Raw genomic sequence first — 13,928 nt, 5'->3', positions numbered from 1 at the left:
GGGAACCGGCGGCGGTCAGCCGTTGACGGCCCGCAGCGCGGCGGCCACGTCGGCGACCAGGTCGGCGGTGTCCTCGACGCCGCAGGAGAGCCGGACGAAGCCGGGCGGGGTGTCGTCCCCCCACTGGGCCCGCCGGTCGGCCGTGGTGTGCAGCCCGCCGAACGAGGTGGCCGCCGCCACCAGCCGAGCCGCGGCGACGAAGCGGGCGACCCGGTCGGCGTCGCCGAGATCAAACGAGAGCACCCCCGGCATCCGGCGCAGCTGCGCCACGGCCACCGGGTAGGCCGGGTCCTCCGGTCGGCCCGGCCAGCGCAGCCCGGTCACTCCCGGTTGCTCCGCCAGCAACCCGGCGAGGGCCGCGGCGTTCGCGGTCTGCCGGGCCAGCCGCAGGTCGAGGGTGGCCAGGGATCGGTGCGCCAGCCAGGCGTCGAAGGCGCCCGGGACCGCACCGGTGTGGTCCCGCCACCGGGTCACCGCCGTGAGCAACTCGGCCGACCGGGTGCCGACATACCCGAGCAGCAGGTCCGAGTGGCCGGTGAGTGCCTTCGTGCCCGAGGCCACCACCAGGTCGGCGCCGAGGTCCAACGGACGCAGCCCGAGCGGGGTGGCGGTGGTGTTGTCCACCACCAACAGCGCCCCCGCCGCCCGCGCCCGCGCCGCCAACGCGGGCAGGTCCACGACGTCCAGGCCCGGGTTGGCCGGGGACTCCACCATCACCAGACGTACGCCGGTGAGCTCCGGATACGGCCCGGCGGTCGGCGCGAGGAGCACCCGTACCCCGAGGCCGGCCAGGGTCTCGGTGGCGAAAGCCCGCACCGAGAAGTAGCCGTCGGCGGGGAGCAGCACCGTGTCGCCGGAACGCAACACACTCAGCAGCAGCCCGGTGATCGCCGCCTGGCCGCTGGCGAAGACCCGGCAGTCGCCCCCCTCCAGCTCACCGATCGCCGCCTCCAGCCGCCGCCGGGTCGGGTTGTCCGTCCGACCGTAGCCGTTCGGCGCGCCCGCCGGCCCGGCCTCCGGATCGAGGTGGTACGGCGCGGCAAAGACCGGGCCGGGCAGGAACGGATCCCCGGGCACCGGCTCCGGCAGCCCGGCGCGGACACAGCGGGTTCCGTCGTTGTCGCCCGGCACCGACTCACTCCGGCTTCGTCGTACGGCTCATCAGCGCCGCGACCGCACGTCGCGGGTCCCCGCCCTCGTGGCAGACCAGCTCGACCTGCTCGGTGATCGGCATCTCGATCTCGTGTGCCCGGGCCAGATCCCGGATGGCCAGCGCGCTCTTGACCCCCTCGGCGGTCTGCCGGGTGGCGATCCGGGCCTCCTCCAGGGTTGCCCCCCGGCCGAGGTGCTCGCCGAAGGTGCGGTTGCGGGCCGACGGGGAGGAGCAGGACGCCACCAGATCACCCATGCCGGCGAGGCCGGCGAAGGTGAGCGGGTCGGCGCCGAGCGCCACCCCGAGCCGGGCGGTCTCGGCCAGCCCGCGGGTGACCAGCATCGCCCGGGTGTTGTGGCCGAAGCCCATCGCGGTCGCGATCCCGTAGGCGAGAGCGATGACGTTCTTGACCGCGCCCCCCAGCTCGCAGCCGATCACGTCGTCGTTGGTGTACGGGCGGAAGTACGGGGTGGTGATCGACCGCTGCACGAGGGTGGCCCGGTCCACGTCGGGGCAGGCGACCACCGTGGCGGCGGGCTGCTCGGCGACGATCTCGGGCGCCAGGTTCGGCCCGGAGACCACGACCACCCGGTCGGCGGGGACGCGGGCCGTCTCCATGACCACCTCGCTCATCCGCTTGGTGGTGCCGAGTTCGATCCCCTTCATCAGGGAGACCAGGGTGGCGTCGCCGTGCAGGTACGGGAGCCACTCGGCGAGATTGCCGCGCAGCGTCTGCGACGGGACCGCCAGCACCACCAGCTCAGCACCCGTGATCGCCTCCCCGGCGTCACCGGTGGCCGTCACCCGCTCTGGCAGGACCAGACCCGGCAGGTACTCCGGATTACTCCGCTCGGCCCGCAGCGCCGCCACGACCGACTGTCGTCGGGCCCAGAGGGTGACCTCCCGGCCCGCGTCACCGAGGATCTTGGCGAAGGCTGTCCCCCAGGACCCGGCCCCCAACACGGCGACGTGCCCGCTCATGTCGCCGCTCCCGGGCGTTCGGGGCGGCGGGGGCGTTCCCAGAGCGCCGGCGGGTCGGCCTGCCGGATCTCGGCCAGCAGATCGCGCAGACGCAGCATGATGACCTCGGTCATCTCCTCAAGCACCGCCTTCGTCGGAGGGACGCCGGCCCACCGGTCCAGGTCGACCGGGGGCCCGGCGACGACGGTCACCGGAATTCGGGGACGCGGGTTCAGCCGGGAGGTCCGGGGATCGAACATCCGCTCGGGCCCCCACATCGCCACCGGAATGACCGGGGCGCCAGTGGCCAGGGCGAGCCGCGCCGCTCCGGTCTTGGCCTTCATCGGCCACAGCTCGGGTTCCCGGGTTGTGGTCCCCTCCGGGTAGATCACCACCGCACCGCCGCTGTTCACCACCTCGACCAGGCGGTCCAACGACTGCACCGCGGCCGTGGTGCCGCGCTCGACCGGGATCTGCCAGCAGCGGCGCAGGATCCCGCCGACCAGCGGAATTCGGAACAAGCTGGCCTTGCCGAGGAAGCGCGGCCAACGTCCGGAGTCGTAGATGAAGTGCGCGGCGACCAGCGGGTCAGCGTGCGAGATGTGGTTCGGCACGAGGATCATCCCGCCGGAACGACGGAGGTGTTCCATGCCGCGCCAACTCCGCCGCGTCCAGATCGTCATCACGGATTTGATCAGCACCACAGCGAACCGTGGCCAGAACCCGCTCCTGCGCCGCGCCACCCAACGCCTCCTTCTACCGCCACCGTCCGGCCCGCCGGTACACCCCACCGGGTTCAACGCCCGCGAGGTGAAATCATGCCTGCTCGCCCCGGGTCCGGCCAGTGAGCGTACCGGCACCGGGCTGGCAGGATGGCGGGGTGACCCAGGTGTGGACCGTAGTGGTGCCGGTGAAGCGGCTGGACGCGGCGAAGAGCCGGCTCCGCGGCGCGCTGCCCGGCCAGCCCCACGAGGCGTTGGCGCTGGCGTTGGCGGTCGACACGATCGAGGCGGTACGGGCCTGTCCGGTGGTCGCCGGGGTGGTGGTGGTGACGGACGATCCGGCGGTGACGGCGGCGGCCGGGGCGGCCGGCGCCCGGGTGGTGCCCGACCACCCCACCGCCGGGCTCAACCCCGCCTTCCGGTACGGCGCGGCAGTCGCCGGGGTCGGCTGGGTCGCGGGCCTCACCGCGGACCTGCCCGCGCTACGCCCGGTCGAGCTGGCGGCCGCCCTGTCGGCGGCGCGGTCCGGCCCCACGACCCGCCGGTACGTACCCGACGCCCCCGGCACCGGCACCGTGCTGCTGGCCGCGCCGCCCGGCGTACCGCTGGATCCCCGCTTCGGGGGCGGCTCCGCGGCCGCGCACGCGGCCAGTGGTGCGCTTCCCCTGCTCGACGCCGGGCCGAGCCTGCGCCGGGATGTCGACACCGCCGCCGACCTGGCCGCGGCCACCCGGCTCGGGCTGGGGGCGCACACCGCGTCGTTGTGCGGCACGGCCGTCCCCACGGCTGGCCGGCCGGTGTAGCGTGCCGGTCATGCAGGGCACGGTGGCCACCTATGACGCGACGACCCGCAGCGGCGTGCTCCTCCTCGACGACGGCACCGAGCTGGCGTTTCCGGCGCCGGCCTTCGACGCCTCCGGCCTGCGGCTGCTCCGCCTCGGCCAACGGCTGCGGGTGGAGACCGACGGGGCGGGAACGGTGATTCGCGTGACGTTGCCGACGATGAGCTGAGCAACCCGACCAAGTTCATTTGGCGTTAACCGGGCTCAGGTCAAGATGGGCGGGTGAGCACCCCTGGCGAGCACCCCGCTGACTCCGCCGCCGGCCAACCGGCGGTTCCATCCCACAACGGGTCCCGCCCCCGCGGGGCCAACGGCCGCTTCCTGTCCGCCCGGGGCACCGATACCGCCGACTATCCGGCCGAGCCGACCAGCGCCGAACCGGCCGAGCCGACGGGCGCCGAACCGGCCGACGGCGCAGCCGGTCTGGAGGAAGTACTCGACCCGGTGCCGGACCAGCCGGCGCTGCCCGTCGAACCGCCCGCCGCGCAACCACTGCCCGACGACCGGTTCCTCAACCGCGAGCTCTCCTGGCTGGACTTCAATGCGCGGGTCCTCGCGCTCGCCGAGGACCCGCGCACCCCGCTGCTGGAACGGGCGAAGTTTCTCGCCATCTTCGCCAGCAACCTCGACGAGTTCTACATGGTGCGGGTCGCCGGCCTGAAGCGACGGCTCTCCGCGGGGCTGCCGGTCCGCGGTGGCGACCGGATGCCGCTGCGCACCCAACTCGAGCTGATCGCGGAGAAGACCGCCACCCTGGTTTCCCGGCAGGCTGCCTGCTTCGTCGACGACCTCCTGCCGAAGCTGGCCGCCACCGGCCTGCACATCCTCCGCTGGGGTGAGCTGACCGACGCCGAGCAGACCCGGTTGTGCACCTACTTCGGTGAGCACATCTTTCCCGTACTCACCCCGCTCGCGGTTGACCCGGCTCACCCGTTCCCGTACATCTCCGGGCGTTCCCTCAACCTGGCGGTCTCCGTCTGCGCCCCGGACGGCGGACCGGAGCTGTTCGCGCGGGTCAAGGTGCCCAACAACGTGCCCCGGTTCGTCCGCGTCCACCGCGACCAGCCCGGCCTCCAGGTGCTGCCGGTGGAGGATCTGATCTCGGTGCACCTGGGCCAGCTCTTCTCCGGGATGCAGGTGGTGGAGTGCCACCTGTTCCGGGTGACCCGCAACGCCGAGGTGGAGGTTGACGAGGACCGGGACGAGGACCTGTTGCAGGCCCTCGAACGGGAACTCGCCCGGCGTCGGTTCGGCCCATCGGTACGCCTGGAGGTGGCCGCCTCGATCTCCGAGCACATGTTGGAGCTCCTCGTCCGCGAACTGGACATGGATATCCAGGACGTCCAGCGGGTCAACGGACTGCTCGACCTGTCGGCGCTGTGGCAGCTCTACGGCGAGGCGGATCGGCCGGACCTGAAGGATCCGCCGTTCGTGCCGGCCACCCACCCACGGCTCGCCGAGGGCGAGGTGCCACGCAGTGTCTTCGCCACCCTGCGCGACGGTGACGTGCTGGTACACCACCCGTACCGCTCCTTCGCCACCAGCGTGCAGCGCTTCGTCGAGCAGGCCGCCGCCGATCCGAACGTGCTGGCCATCAAGCAGACCCTCTACCGCACCAGCGGCGACTCCCCCATCGTGGACGCCTTGGTGGACGCGGCGGAGGCCGGCAAGCAGGTGGTGGTGCTGGTCGAGTTGAAGGCCCGCTTCGACGAGATCGCCAACATCGGCTGGGCGCGGACGCTCGAGCGCGCCGGCTGCCACGTCGTCTACGGCCTGGTGGGCCTCAAGACGCACTGCAAGACGGCACTGGTGGTCCGGCAGGAGGGCAACCAGATCCGCCGCTACTGCCATATCGGCACCGGCAACTACCATCCCAAGACCGCCCGGCTCTACGAGGACTTCGGTCTACTCACCGCCGACCCGGAGGTCGGTGCCGACCTGACCGACCTGTTCAACGTGCTGACCGGCTACAGCCGGCAGACGACGTACCGGCAGCTGCTGGTGGCGCCGCAGGGAATCCGTAGCGGCCTGGTCGAGCGGATCGAGCGGGAGGTCGCCAACGTTCGGCTCGGCCAGTCGGGACTGGTCCAGTTCAAGGTGAACTCGCTGGTCGACGAGGAGATAACCGACGCGCTCTACCGGGCCTCCCAGGCCGGCGTCCACGTCGACCTGCTGATTCGGGGCATGTGCACGCTCCGCCCCGGCGTTCCGGGCCTGTCGGAGAACATCCGGGTCCGATCGGTCCTCGGCCGGTTCCTGGAGCATTCGCGGGTCTTCCGGTTCGGCAACGACGGCGACGCCGAGTTCTGGATGGGCTCGGCCGATCTGATGCACCGCAACCTGGACCGGCGGGTCGAAGCCCTGGTGCGGGTCAATGACCCGGTGGCCCGGGCCGAGCTGGATCACGTGCTGACCGCCGCGTTCAGCCCCGACGTGGAGGCGTTCGAGCTGGACGCGGAGGGCAGCTGGCACCGGCGCGTGGGCACCGGGGACGCCCCCCGGGCACACCTGCAGGAGTTGCTGCTACGCCGAGTTGCCGGCACGGCCGTACGCTGACCGGATGGTGAGCGGGATCCGGTCGGCCGGCGGTGTCCTCTGGCGGCCGGGCGAGGGCGGTATCGAGGTCTGCCTGGTGCACCGCCCCCGCTACGGCGACTGGTCGCTGCCGAAGGGAAAGCTCGAGCCGGGCGAGCACCCGCTCCGCGCCGCCCTCCGGGAGGTCGCCGAGGAGACCGGCGTACCGGCAGTGCCGCAGGCCCGGCTGCCGAGCGTGCGCTACCGCAGCCAGGGCCGGCCGAAGGTGGTCGACTACTGGTCGATGCGGGCGGTCGCGCCCGGTGGCCTTCCGGCCGACAACGAGGTTGACGAGGTGCACTGGCTCCCAGTGGACCAAGCGGTGCAGCTGGTCAGTTACCCACACGACGCGGCGGTGGTCCGCGCGTTCGCGGCCCTGCCACCGGTGACCGCGACGGTCATGCTGGTGCGGCCGGCGCACACGGTTGGGCGGAGCAGTTGGGCGGGGTCCCGGAGCGGCCGGCCGCTCTCCGTTGCCGGCTGGGCCCAGGCCCGACGGCTCGCGCCGCTGGTGGCCGTGGTGGCGCCGGTACGCCTGCTCGCCGCGTCGGCCCGGTGCTGCGTCCAGACCCTCGGCCCGGTGGCGGACCTGCTCGACCTGCCCGTTGAGGTAACGGAAGAACTGGACGAGCCGCGGGCGGGCCAGAGCCAGGACGAGTGCGCGTTGGCCGCTGCCGCCCGCCTAGCCGCCTTCGGCACCGCCGCTACGTCGGCGGTGGTGTGTAGCCAGCGCCCGGTCATTTCGGGGGCGCTGGAGCGCCTCTCCGGCCGCTGCGTGGACCTCACCACCTCGCACACCGGCGGTTGGCTGCTCGCCTTCGCCGGCGCGACTCTCCTCGCTCCCGACCCCTTGTAGCGCATCGGGGGCGCCCACCGTGTTGGTGGACGCCCCCGATGGTGCCGGCTCAGCGCGTGGTCGCCCGCTTCGCCGGCGCCTTCCGTGCGGTGGCCTTCGTGGCCGCCGCGCTCTTCCGGGCCGCCGTGGACTTCGTGGCGGGCGCCGCCTTCTTCGTCGCGGACTTCCGCGCCACGGTGGCCCTCGTCGCGGTGGCGCGCTTCGCCGGAGCGGTCTTGGCCGCAGCGGTCCGCTTCGCCGCGGTCCTCTTCGCCGGAGTGGCCTTGACCGCGGCGGTCTTCTTCGCCGCGGTCTTCTTCGCCGGAGTGGCCTTGGCCGCGCTGGCGCGCTTCGCCGGAGTGGCCTTGGCCGCGGCGGTCTTCTTCGCCGCGGTGGCCTTCGCGGCAGTCGTCTTCTTGGCGGCGGTGGTCTTCGTCGCCTTCGCCGCGGTGGTCTTCTTGGCCGCGGCGCCAGTGGTTCTGGCCCCGGCCGCCTTGGCGGCGGTGGTCTTCTTCGCCGCTGTGGCCTTCGGCGCCTTGCCGCTGGCCACCATCTCCTTGAACCCGGTACCCGGGCGGAACGTCGGGACGGAGGTCTTCTTGACCTTCACCGCCTCGCCGGTCCGTGGATTGCGCGCTGTTCGGGCGCCCCGGACACGCTTCTCGAACGCTCCGAAGCCGGTGATCGATACCTTCTCACCCTTGGTAACCGCCGCCTGGACCTCAGTGAGGACCGCGTCGAGCGCGGCCGTCGCCGTCTTCCGGTCCCCCAGGCGAACGGCGAGCGTCTCGATTAGCTCGGCCTTGTTCACGACTTCCTCCCGATTGTGCAACTGACTCGACGCGAGCCATTCTGCGCGCACGTTATGCCCTGTGCTGGCGCTACACAAACATTCGACAGAAAAAGACCCTTGTGTCGCAACAGATTCGCCCCCACCAGCGACGCCGGTGGGGGCGACTTTCCCTCGCGGGGCGGGGCGGGCGGCTATGTGATGGTCGGTAGGAACGGCCGCCGAGACGCCTCGAAGGCACCGATCAGGGGTTCGTGCCGAAGCGTGAGTCCAATGTCGTCCATACCCTCCATCAGCCGCCAGCGGCTGAACTCGTCCAGCGGGAACGCCCAGGTCGCATCCGCGACCTGGACCCGGCGGGCGGCGAGGTCGACGGTGATCGGCGTGCGCGGATCGGCCTCGACGCGATCCCAGATCTCTTCGACCACGTCCAATTCCAACTCGACCGGCAGCAGCCCGCCCTTGAGCGCGTTGCCCCGGAAGATGTCGCCGAAGCGCGGGGACAGCACGACCCGGAAGCCCCAGTCCCGCAAGGCCCAGACGGCATGCTCCCGGGACGAGCCGGTGCCAAACTCGGGACCAGCAACAAGAATCGAGGCACCAGAATATGATTCATTGTTGAGGACGAACGCCCGATCCTCCCGCCAGGCACTGAACAAGGCATCCGCGAAACCTGTTCGCGTTACCCGCTTCAAATGCACGGCCGGAATGATCTGGTCGGTATCCACATTCGAATGACGCAGTGGCACGGCAGTGCCGGTGTGGATGGTGAACTTCTCCATCAGCGGTGTCCCTTGCTACAGATCGGCGGGGGCCGCCAGCCGGCCCGCCACCGCGGTGGCCGCGGCGACCGGCGGGGAGACCAGGTGGGTACGTCCGCCCCGGCCCTGGCGGCCCTCGAAGTTACGGTTCGAGGTCGAGGCGGCGCGCTGGCCCGGCCGGAGCGTGTCCGGGTTCATCCCCAGACACATCGAGCAGCCCGCGAAGCGCCATTCAGCACCGGCTTCGGCGAAGACCTTGTCCAGCCCTTCCGCCTCGGCGCTCTCCCGCACCGCGGCGGAGCCCGGCACGACGAGCATCCGCACGCCCGGGGCCACCCGGCGCCCGCGTAGCACGTCGGCAGTCGCACGCAGGTCCTCGAGGCGGCCATTGGTGCAGGAGCCGACGAAGACCACGTCAACGGTGAGGTCCCGGAGCGGGGTGCCCACGGCGAGGTCCATGTACTCCAACGCCCGGCGGGCGGCGGCCCGCTCCGGCTCGGTGCCGAACTCCTCCGGGTCTGGCACCCGGGCGTCCAACGGCGCCCCTTGCCCCGGGTTGGTGCCCCAGGTCACGAACGGTGTGACCCGGCTCGCGTCCAGGGTGACCTCGGAGTCGAACGTCGCACCCGCGTCGGTGGGTAGCGTCCGCCAGTGCGCGACCGCCGCCTCCCAGTCGGCGCCGGAGGGGGCGTTCGGCCTCCCCCGGAGGTAGTCGAACGTCGTCTCGTCCGGGGCGATCAGCCCCGCCTTGGCACCCCACTCGATGGACATGTTGGCGACGGTCATCCGCCCCTCCATGGACAGCTTCCGGATCGCCTCGCCTCGATACTCCACCACATGGCCACGGCCACCACCGGTACCGACCTGGGCGATCAGCGCGAGCACCAGATCCTTCGCGGTAACACCCGGCGCGAGGTCACCGACGACGTTTACCGCCATCGTCTTCGGTCGGGCCTGCGGCAGCGTCTGGGTGGCGAGCACGTGCTCGACCTCACTGGTGCCGATTCCGAAGGCCAGCGCACCGAAGGCCCCGTGGGTGGCGGTGTGCGAGTCACCGCAGACGATCGTCATCCCGGGTTGGGTCAGGCCCAACTGCGGGCCGATGACGTGGACGATTCCCTGGTTCCGGTCGCCCAACGGATGCAGCCGCACCCCGAACTCGGCACAGTTGCGGCGCAGCGTCTCGAGCTGCGTCCGAGAGGTGGGATCGGTGATTGTCAACAGGTCGCCGCGGCGGGACTGGTACGACGGGTCCGCGTACCCGGTGGGGGTGTTGTGATCCTCGGTCGCGATCGTCAGATCGGTGCGGCGGACGCGGCGGCCGGCGAGGCGCAGCCCGTCGAAGGCTTGCGGGCTGGTCACCTCGTGGAGCAGGTGCAGGTCGATGAAGAGCAGGTCGGGCTCGCCCTCGGCGGATCGGACGACGTGCGAGGCCCAGACCTTCTCGGCCAGGGTCCTCGGCTCAGGAGTGACTCCCACCATCTGGACATCCTAAATTCTGGGAGGTAGGTTTCGGTTTGTGGGACACAGTATGAGCGGTGTTGGCGTTCTCGACAAGGCGGTGGTCATCCTGGCCGCCTGCGTGGACGGCGCCAGCCTGGCCGAACTCGTTGAACGCACCAAGCTGCCCCGGGCAACCGCACACCGGTTGGCGCAGGCACTGGAGATCCACCGAATGTTGGTACGCGACACCCAGGGACGGTGGCGCCCCGGACCTCGCCTAGGTGAGCTGGCCAACGCCGCGCCCGACGTGCTGCTGACCGCGGCCGAGCCCCTGCTCAGCGCGCTCCGGGACGCCACCGGGGAGAGCGCGCAGCTCTACCTGCGCCGGGCCGACGAGCGGGTCTGCGTCGCCGCCGCCGAGCGGGCCAGCGGCCTGCGGGACACCGTGCCGGTCGGCTCGGTACTACCCATGACCGCCGGCTCCGCGGCGCAGATCCTGCTGGCCTGGGAGCCACCGGAGGCGGTCATGCCGCTCCTGCCCCGCTCGAAGTTCACCGGCCGAGCGCTCGCCGAGGTCCGGCGCCGCGGCTGGGCGCAGAGCGTGGCGGAGCGGGAGGCGGGGGTGGCGAGCGTCTCCGCGCCGATCCGGGATCGCACCGGACGAGTCATCGCCGCCGTCAGCGTCAGCGGCCCCATCGAACGGCTCGGCCGCCGTCCCGGCGAACGCCACGCGATGGCGGTGGTCCGAGCCGGCCAGCGGCTCTCCGGCCTGTAGCCCACCGCTCTGGTAACCGAAGCAACAGGCCCGGCTCGCGATGGCGAGCCGGGCCTGTTGCGAATGAGTAGCCCCGACCGGATTCGAACCGGCGCTACCGCCTTGAGAGGGCGGCGTCCTGGGCCGCTAGACGACGGGGCCAGGAATTTTCCCAAACGACCACTCAACTGAGCGGTACGGAGATAGTCTACCGGCACCGGCCGGACCACCCACGCCCGGGGCCGGATAACCCACGCCCGGGGGCGGCCCACCCCGGATGGGACGGTGCACCACGCCGGGCAACACACCCCGGAACGGGACGAAGACCGGTCCGGGACACTGGGACGAACCCGGTCCGAGGGGAATCAGTCAACCCGGTTGGAAAACGGAAAAGCCCGCCCCGACAACGGGACGGGCTCACACCGCTTCTGTAGCCCCGACCGGATTCGAACCGGCGCTACCGCCTTGAGAGGGCGGCGTCCTGGGCCGCTAGACGACGGGGCCAGAACCTAATGCTTCCCACCCGCTTGGGTGGGAAGCATTACACCGGAGGCGAAAACCTCCGCTGCAAACCAGCGGTAACGACTCAACCGAGCCGAGACAGCGCTGGGGTACCAGGACTCGAACCTAGACTAACTGAACCAGAATCAGTCGGGCTGCCAATTACCCCATACCCCATCGGCGCCTCGCAGCGCCGGGCACAAACATTACCCTCCCCCCGCCGCAGGGCCAAATCGCCCCCGACAGAACGTCCTTGAGCTGCAGAAACCTCGCACCGGATCAGCTGGCCGGCAGCACCGGGTTGGTCAGCTCACCGACCCCCTCGATCCGTACGGTGACCGTATCCCCGTCCGCGAGCGGACTAACCCCGGCCGGCGTGCCGGTCAGGATCACATCACCGGGAAGCAGCGTCATCACATGTGAGACGTACGACACCAGGGCCGGCACGTCGAAGACCATGTCCCGGGTCCGGCCCAGCTGGCGGACCTCCATCTCCTCCGGATCGCGACCCACCTCACACCGGATCTCCAGATCGGCGACGTCAAGGCCGGTGGTGATCCAGGGACCGATCGGGCAGAACGAGTCGAAGCCCTTGGCCCGGGTCCACTGCCCGTCCGCCCGCTGCAGGTCCCGCGCGGTGACATCGTTGGCGCAGGTGTAGCCGAAGACCGCGCGGGCGGCGGCGGCCCGATCGGCCCGCCGGGCACCGGGTGCTCCGATCACCACGGCCAACTCGGCCTCGTGCTCGACCTGCTTCGACAGCGCCGGCAGCCGGATCGCGTCTCGCGGCCCGATCACCGAGGTGGACGGCTTGAGAAAGAGCAACGGTTCCTGGGGCACCTCGGCGCCGTGCTCCGCCGCGTGCTCGGCGTAGTTACGGCCGACGCAGACGACTTTGCTCGGCAGGATCGGCGAGAGCAGACGGACGTCAGAGAGGGCCCACCGGGCGCCGGAGAAGGTGATCCGTCCGAACGGATGCCCCTCGACCTCGGCGATGGTCAGCCCCTGCGGACCCGCCTCCGGCTCCCCCTCCACAACTCCGAACGACATTCCCTTGGTATGAGCGAAACGAGCGATACGCACCGGAACAATCTATCCCCGTCCCGGTGCACGGGCGCAGCCGCAGGTCGGATGCCGCGTGGCGCGCCGCGCACCCTACGCCATCAGCACCCGCCGGGGGCCGGCTTCGCCACTTCTTACCGCCCGGCGTGACACCGCCCTAACGTCGGCTCCGGAGGTTCGTTCGTATGCCTGCATCGACACGACACCACAGGGCCCTCGCAGTGTTCATCTACTGCCTCGGCATCCTCGCCGCCGTGCCGGCGCTACCCGGCCCGGCCGCCGCACAGCCGCCGGTCGCCGCACAGCCGCCGGTCGCCCGACCGCCGGCCCCGGCCGCGGCAGCCACGGCGCCGGCCGGCCAGCCGTCCGCGGAGCCCTCCGCGGGGCCGGACCGGCCATCCGCGCCGCCGGCGCTGCCGGTCCCGACCCGGGCGGCGGTCCCACCACCGAAGCCGCCGGTCACCGTACAGGTCGCGTCGGAGAACACCGCCGCGCCGAAGTACCGGATCCAGGTCCGCAACGACGGGAACCGCCCGATCTCCACCACCGTCCGGCAGGAGCTCCCGCCGGGCACCTCGGCGACCTCGATCACCGACGGCGGCCGTCCCAGCCACCACGGCGGTACGGCCGGAACAGAGGTCACCTGGGACCTGCGGCTGCCCGCCCGCAGCACCACCACGCTCCGTACCGAGCTCTCCGCGCCAGCGGGTGCGCCCCTGACGGCGCCCGCCTGCGCCTTCGCCGCCGACGGCGAACGCCCGTACGACTGCGCGACCGCGACCTGGCAGTCCGGGTCAACGCCGGCGGCGGCCGAGCCGGAACCACCGCTGTGGCAGCGGCCGGCCGCACTGCTCACCGGCTTCGGTGGGCTCGCCGCGCTCGCTGTCGGCGGCTGGTGGACCTGGCAGCGGCGGCGGCGCCCAACGCAGGTCCCGCTGCCGGACCCGGAAAGTCGCGGAAGTATCTATCCGCGACCGGCGGCACCGACCGCTCCGGCACGCCGCCGGCGGCCCTCGACCTGGCTGCTCATCCCGGTCGCCGCGGTGGTGCTGGTCGGCACCGGGGGCGCAGCGGCCTGGACAGCCACCCGGAAGGCCGCCGCCGTCGACACCGACTCCAATCCCAGCAGCGGCGCCTGGATCGGCACCGCGGCCGCGGGCGCGGTCGGGGAGCCGCTCCGCGAGGCCGCGTTCGAGTTCACTGTCTACCGGATCAGCTGCCAGCGGGCCTCGGCGGCACACACCTGCGCCGCGACCGTCGGGGTCCACAACCGCACCCCGGAACAGCAGAGCTGGCACGGTCAACTCCAGCGGGCCTACCTCGCCGACGGCAACTTCGTCAACACCGACGAGCCGGCGACCCGTCGGGTGAACCAGGGCCGGGACGTGTTCGCCAAGCCACTGGCCGGCGGCAGCCGAATGGTCCTCCCGCTGGTCTTCCGGGTGCCCGGCCAGCAACCACCGACCCAACTCGAGCTACGCAGTGGGGTGTTCTCCGCTGGCGTTCGGGTGGACGTGCCCTGACGCCGGCG

The 13,928-nt window shown here is 71.8% G+C and carries 13 protein-coding genes and 3 tRNA genes; 6 read left to right on the top strand and 10 right to left on the bottom strand.

All coding sequences use genetic code 11. The features are described 5' to 3' along the window. Positions 1 to 15 precede the first annotated feature (15 nt). Genes SALPAC2_RS0122675 through SALPAC2_RS0122665 form a run of 3 tightly spaced genes read right to left on the bottom strand, consistent with a single transcriptional unit; the run spans position 16 to position 2,856 of the window. Positions 16 to 1,131, bottom strand: coding sequence for a cystathionine gamma-lyase (locus tag SALPAC2_RS0122675; protein ID WP_018218912.1), 1,116 nt, complete (start codon positions 1,129 to 1,131; stop codon positions 16 to 18). A 4-nt stretch (positions 1,132 to 1,135) separates the two neighbouring features. After that, on the bottom strand, positions 1,136 to 2,134 hold the full coding sequence (locus tag SALPAC2_RS0122670; RefSeq protein WP_018218911.1) for an NAD(P)H-dependent glycerol-3-phosphate dehydrogenase: 999 nt from the start codon (positions 2,132 to 2,134) through the stop codon (positions 1,136 to 1,138). Then, positions 2,131 to 2,856: a lysophospholipid acyltransferase family protein gene (locus tag SALPAC2_RS0122665; RefSeq protein WP_018218910.1), complete on the bottom strand. Its 726-nt coding sequence runs from the start codon at positions 2,854 to 2,856 to the stop codon at positions 2,131 to 2,133. The genes SALPAC2_RS0122670 and SALPAC2_RS0122665 overlap by 4 nt, the downstream gene beginning before the upstream one ends. A gap of 137 nt (positions 2,857 to 2,993) precedes the next feature. Between SALPAC2_RS0122665 and cofC the strand changes: the two genes are divergently transcribed. Genes cofC through SALPAC2_RS0122645 form a run of 4 tightly spaced genes read left to right on the top strand, consistent with a single transcriptional unit; the run spans position 2,994 to position 7,107 of the window. Continuing rightward, on the top strand, positions 2,994 to 3,638 hold the full coding sequence (gene cofC, locus SALPAC2_RS0122660; RefSeq protein ID WP_026185038.1) for a 2-phospho-L-lactate guanylyltransferase: 645 nt from the start codon (positions 2,994 to 2,996) through the stop codon (positions 3,636 to 3,638). Between the two features lie 10 nt (positions 3,639 to 3,648). After that, a complete protein-coding gene (locus SALPAC2_RS27640) occupies positions 3,649 to 3,846 on the top strand; it encodes a hypothetical protein (protein WP_018740399.1) in 198 nt (65 codons plus the stop codon). A gap of 53 nt (positions 3,847 to 3,899) precedes the next feature. Continuing rightward, positions 3,900 to 6,233: an RNA degradosome polyphosphate kinase gene (locus tag SALPAC2_RS0122650; RefSeq protein ID WP_018218907.1), complete on the top strand. Its 2,334-nt coding sequence runs from the start codon at positions 3,900 to 3,902 to the stop codon at positions 6,231 to 6,233. A gap of 4 nt (positions 6,234 to 6,237) precedes the next feature. Beyond that, positions 6,238 to 7,107, top strand: a complete 870-nt coding sequence (locus tag SALPAC2_RS0122645; protein WP_026185037.1) for a bifunctional NUDIX hydrolase/histidine phosphatase family protein — start codon at positions 6,238 to 6,240, stop codon at positions 7,105 to 7,107. A 49-nt stretch (positions 7,108 to 7,156) separates the two neighbouring features. Here SALPAC2_RS0122645 and SALPAC2_RS26590 read toward each other — a convergent pair whose 3' ends face one another. The 3 genes from SALPAC2_RS26590 to leuC all read right to left on the bottom strand — a co-directional run bounded on the left by SALPAC2_RS26590 (position 7,157) and on the right by leuC (position 10,119). Next, positions 7,157 to 7,897, bottom strand: a complete 741-nt coding sequence (locus tag SALPAC2_RS26590) for an HU family DNA-binding protein (RefSeq protein WP_018218905.1) — start codon at positions 7,895 to 7,897, stop codon at positions 7,157 to 7,159. A 173-nt stretch (positions 7,898 to 8,070) separates the two neighbouring features. Beyond that, positions 8,071 to 8,658: a 3-isopropylmalate dehydratase small subunit gene (leuD, locus tag SALPAC2_RS0122635; protein ID WP_018218904.1), complete on the bottom strand. Its 588-nt coding sequence runs from the start codon at positions 8,656 to 8,658 to the stop codon at positions 8,071 to 8,073. A 15-nt stretch (positions 8,659 to 8,673) separates the two neighbouring features. Continuing rightward, positions 8,674 to 10,119, bottom strand: coding sequence for a 3-isopropylmalate dehydratase large subunit (gene leuC / locus SALPAC2_RS0122630; RefSeq protein WP_018218903.1), 1,446 nt, complete (start codon positions 10,117 to 10,119; stop codon positions 8,674 to 8,676). Between the two features lie 49 nt (positions 10,120 to 10,168). Here leuC and SALPAC2_RS0122625 point away from each other — a divergent pair, with 49 nt between their 5' ends. Next, entirely contained in the window at positions 10,169 to 10,855 is a 687-nt protein-coding gene (locus SALPAC2_RS0122625; RefSeq protein ID WP_018218902.1) for an IclR family transcriptional regulator, read from the top strand. A gap of 68 nt (positions 10,856 to 10,923) precedes the next feature. On the opposite strand, the gene SALPAC2_RS0122620 is transcribed toward SALPAC2_RS0122625, so the two are convergent. The 4 genes from SALPAC2_RS0122620 to SALPAC2_RS0122605 form a co-directional block, all read right to left on the bottom strand. Then, positions 10,924 to 10,996, bottom strand: a tRNA-Glu gene (locus tag SALPAC2_RS0122620). A gap of 269 nt (positions 10,997 to 11,265) precedes the next feature. After that, a tRNA-Glu gene (locus SALPAC2_RS0122615) sits at positions 11,266 to 11,338 on the bottom strand. A 102-nt stretch (positions 11,339 to 11,440) separates the two neighbouring features. After that, positions 11,441 to 11,512, bottom strand: a tRNA-Gln gene (locus tag SALPAC2_RS0122610). 102 nt (positions 11,513 to 11,614) lie between these two features. After that, positions 11,615 to 12,418, bottom strand: a complete 804-nt coding sequence (locus SALPAC2_RS0122605) for a fumarylacetoacetate hydrolase family protein (protein ID WP_080636981.1) — start codon at positions 12,416 to 12,418, stop codon at positions 11,615 to 11,617. 164 nt (positions 12,419 to 12,582) lie between these two features. On the opposite strand from SALPAC2_RS0122605, the gene SALPAC2_RS0122600 reads away from it, so the two are divergent. After that, positions 12,583 to 13,920: a hypothetical protein gene (locus SALPAC2_RS0122600; RefSeq protein ID WP_026185036.1), complete on the top strand. Its 1,338-nt coding sequence runs from the start codon at positions 12,583 to 12,585 to the stop codon at positions 13,918 to 13,920. The last annotated feature ends 8 nt before the right edge of the window (positions 13,921 to 13,928 follow it).

Origin of the sequence: Salinispora vitiensis (genome assembly GCF_000378825.1) — a bacterium.
Lineage (GTDB): Bacteria > Actinomycetota > Actinomycetes > Mycobacteriales > Micromonosporaceae > Micromonospora > Micromonospora vitiensis.
This window is presented reverse-complemented; position numbering and strand designations above follow the sequence as displayed.

Bases quoted from the DNA above. Each gene is read 5' to 3' on its own strand.
- SALPAC2_RS0122625 (WP_018218902.1), top strand. From the start codon at position 10,169: ATGAGCGGTGTTGGCGTTCTCGACAAGGCGGTGGTCATCCTGGCCGCC.
- SALPAC2_RS0122600 (WP_026185036.1), top strand. From the start codon at position 12,583: ATGCCTGCATCGACACGACACCACAGGGCCCTCGCAGTGTTCATCTAC.
- leuD (WP_018218904.1), bottom strand. From the start codon at position 8,658: ATGGAGAAGTTCACCATCCACACCGGCACTGCCGTGCCACTGCGTCAT.
- SALPAC2_RS27640 (WP_018740399.1), top strand. From the start codon at position 3,649: ATGCAGGGCACGGTGGCCACCTATGACGCGACGACCCGCAGCGGCGTG.
- SALPAC2_RS0122670 (WP_018218911.1), bottom strand. From the start codon at position 2,134: ATGAGCGGGCACGTCGCCGTGTTGGGGGCCGGGTCCTGGGGGACAGCC.
- SALPAC2_RS0122645 (WP_026185037.1), top strand. From the start codon at position 6,238: ATGGTGAGCGGGATCCGGTCGGCCGGCGGTGTCCTCTGGCGGCCGGGC.
- leuC (WP_018218903.1), bottom strand. From the start codon at position 10,119: ATGGTGGGAGTCACTCCTGAGCCGAGGACCCTGGCCGAGAAGGTCTGG.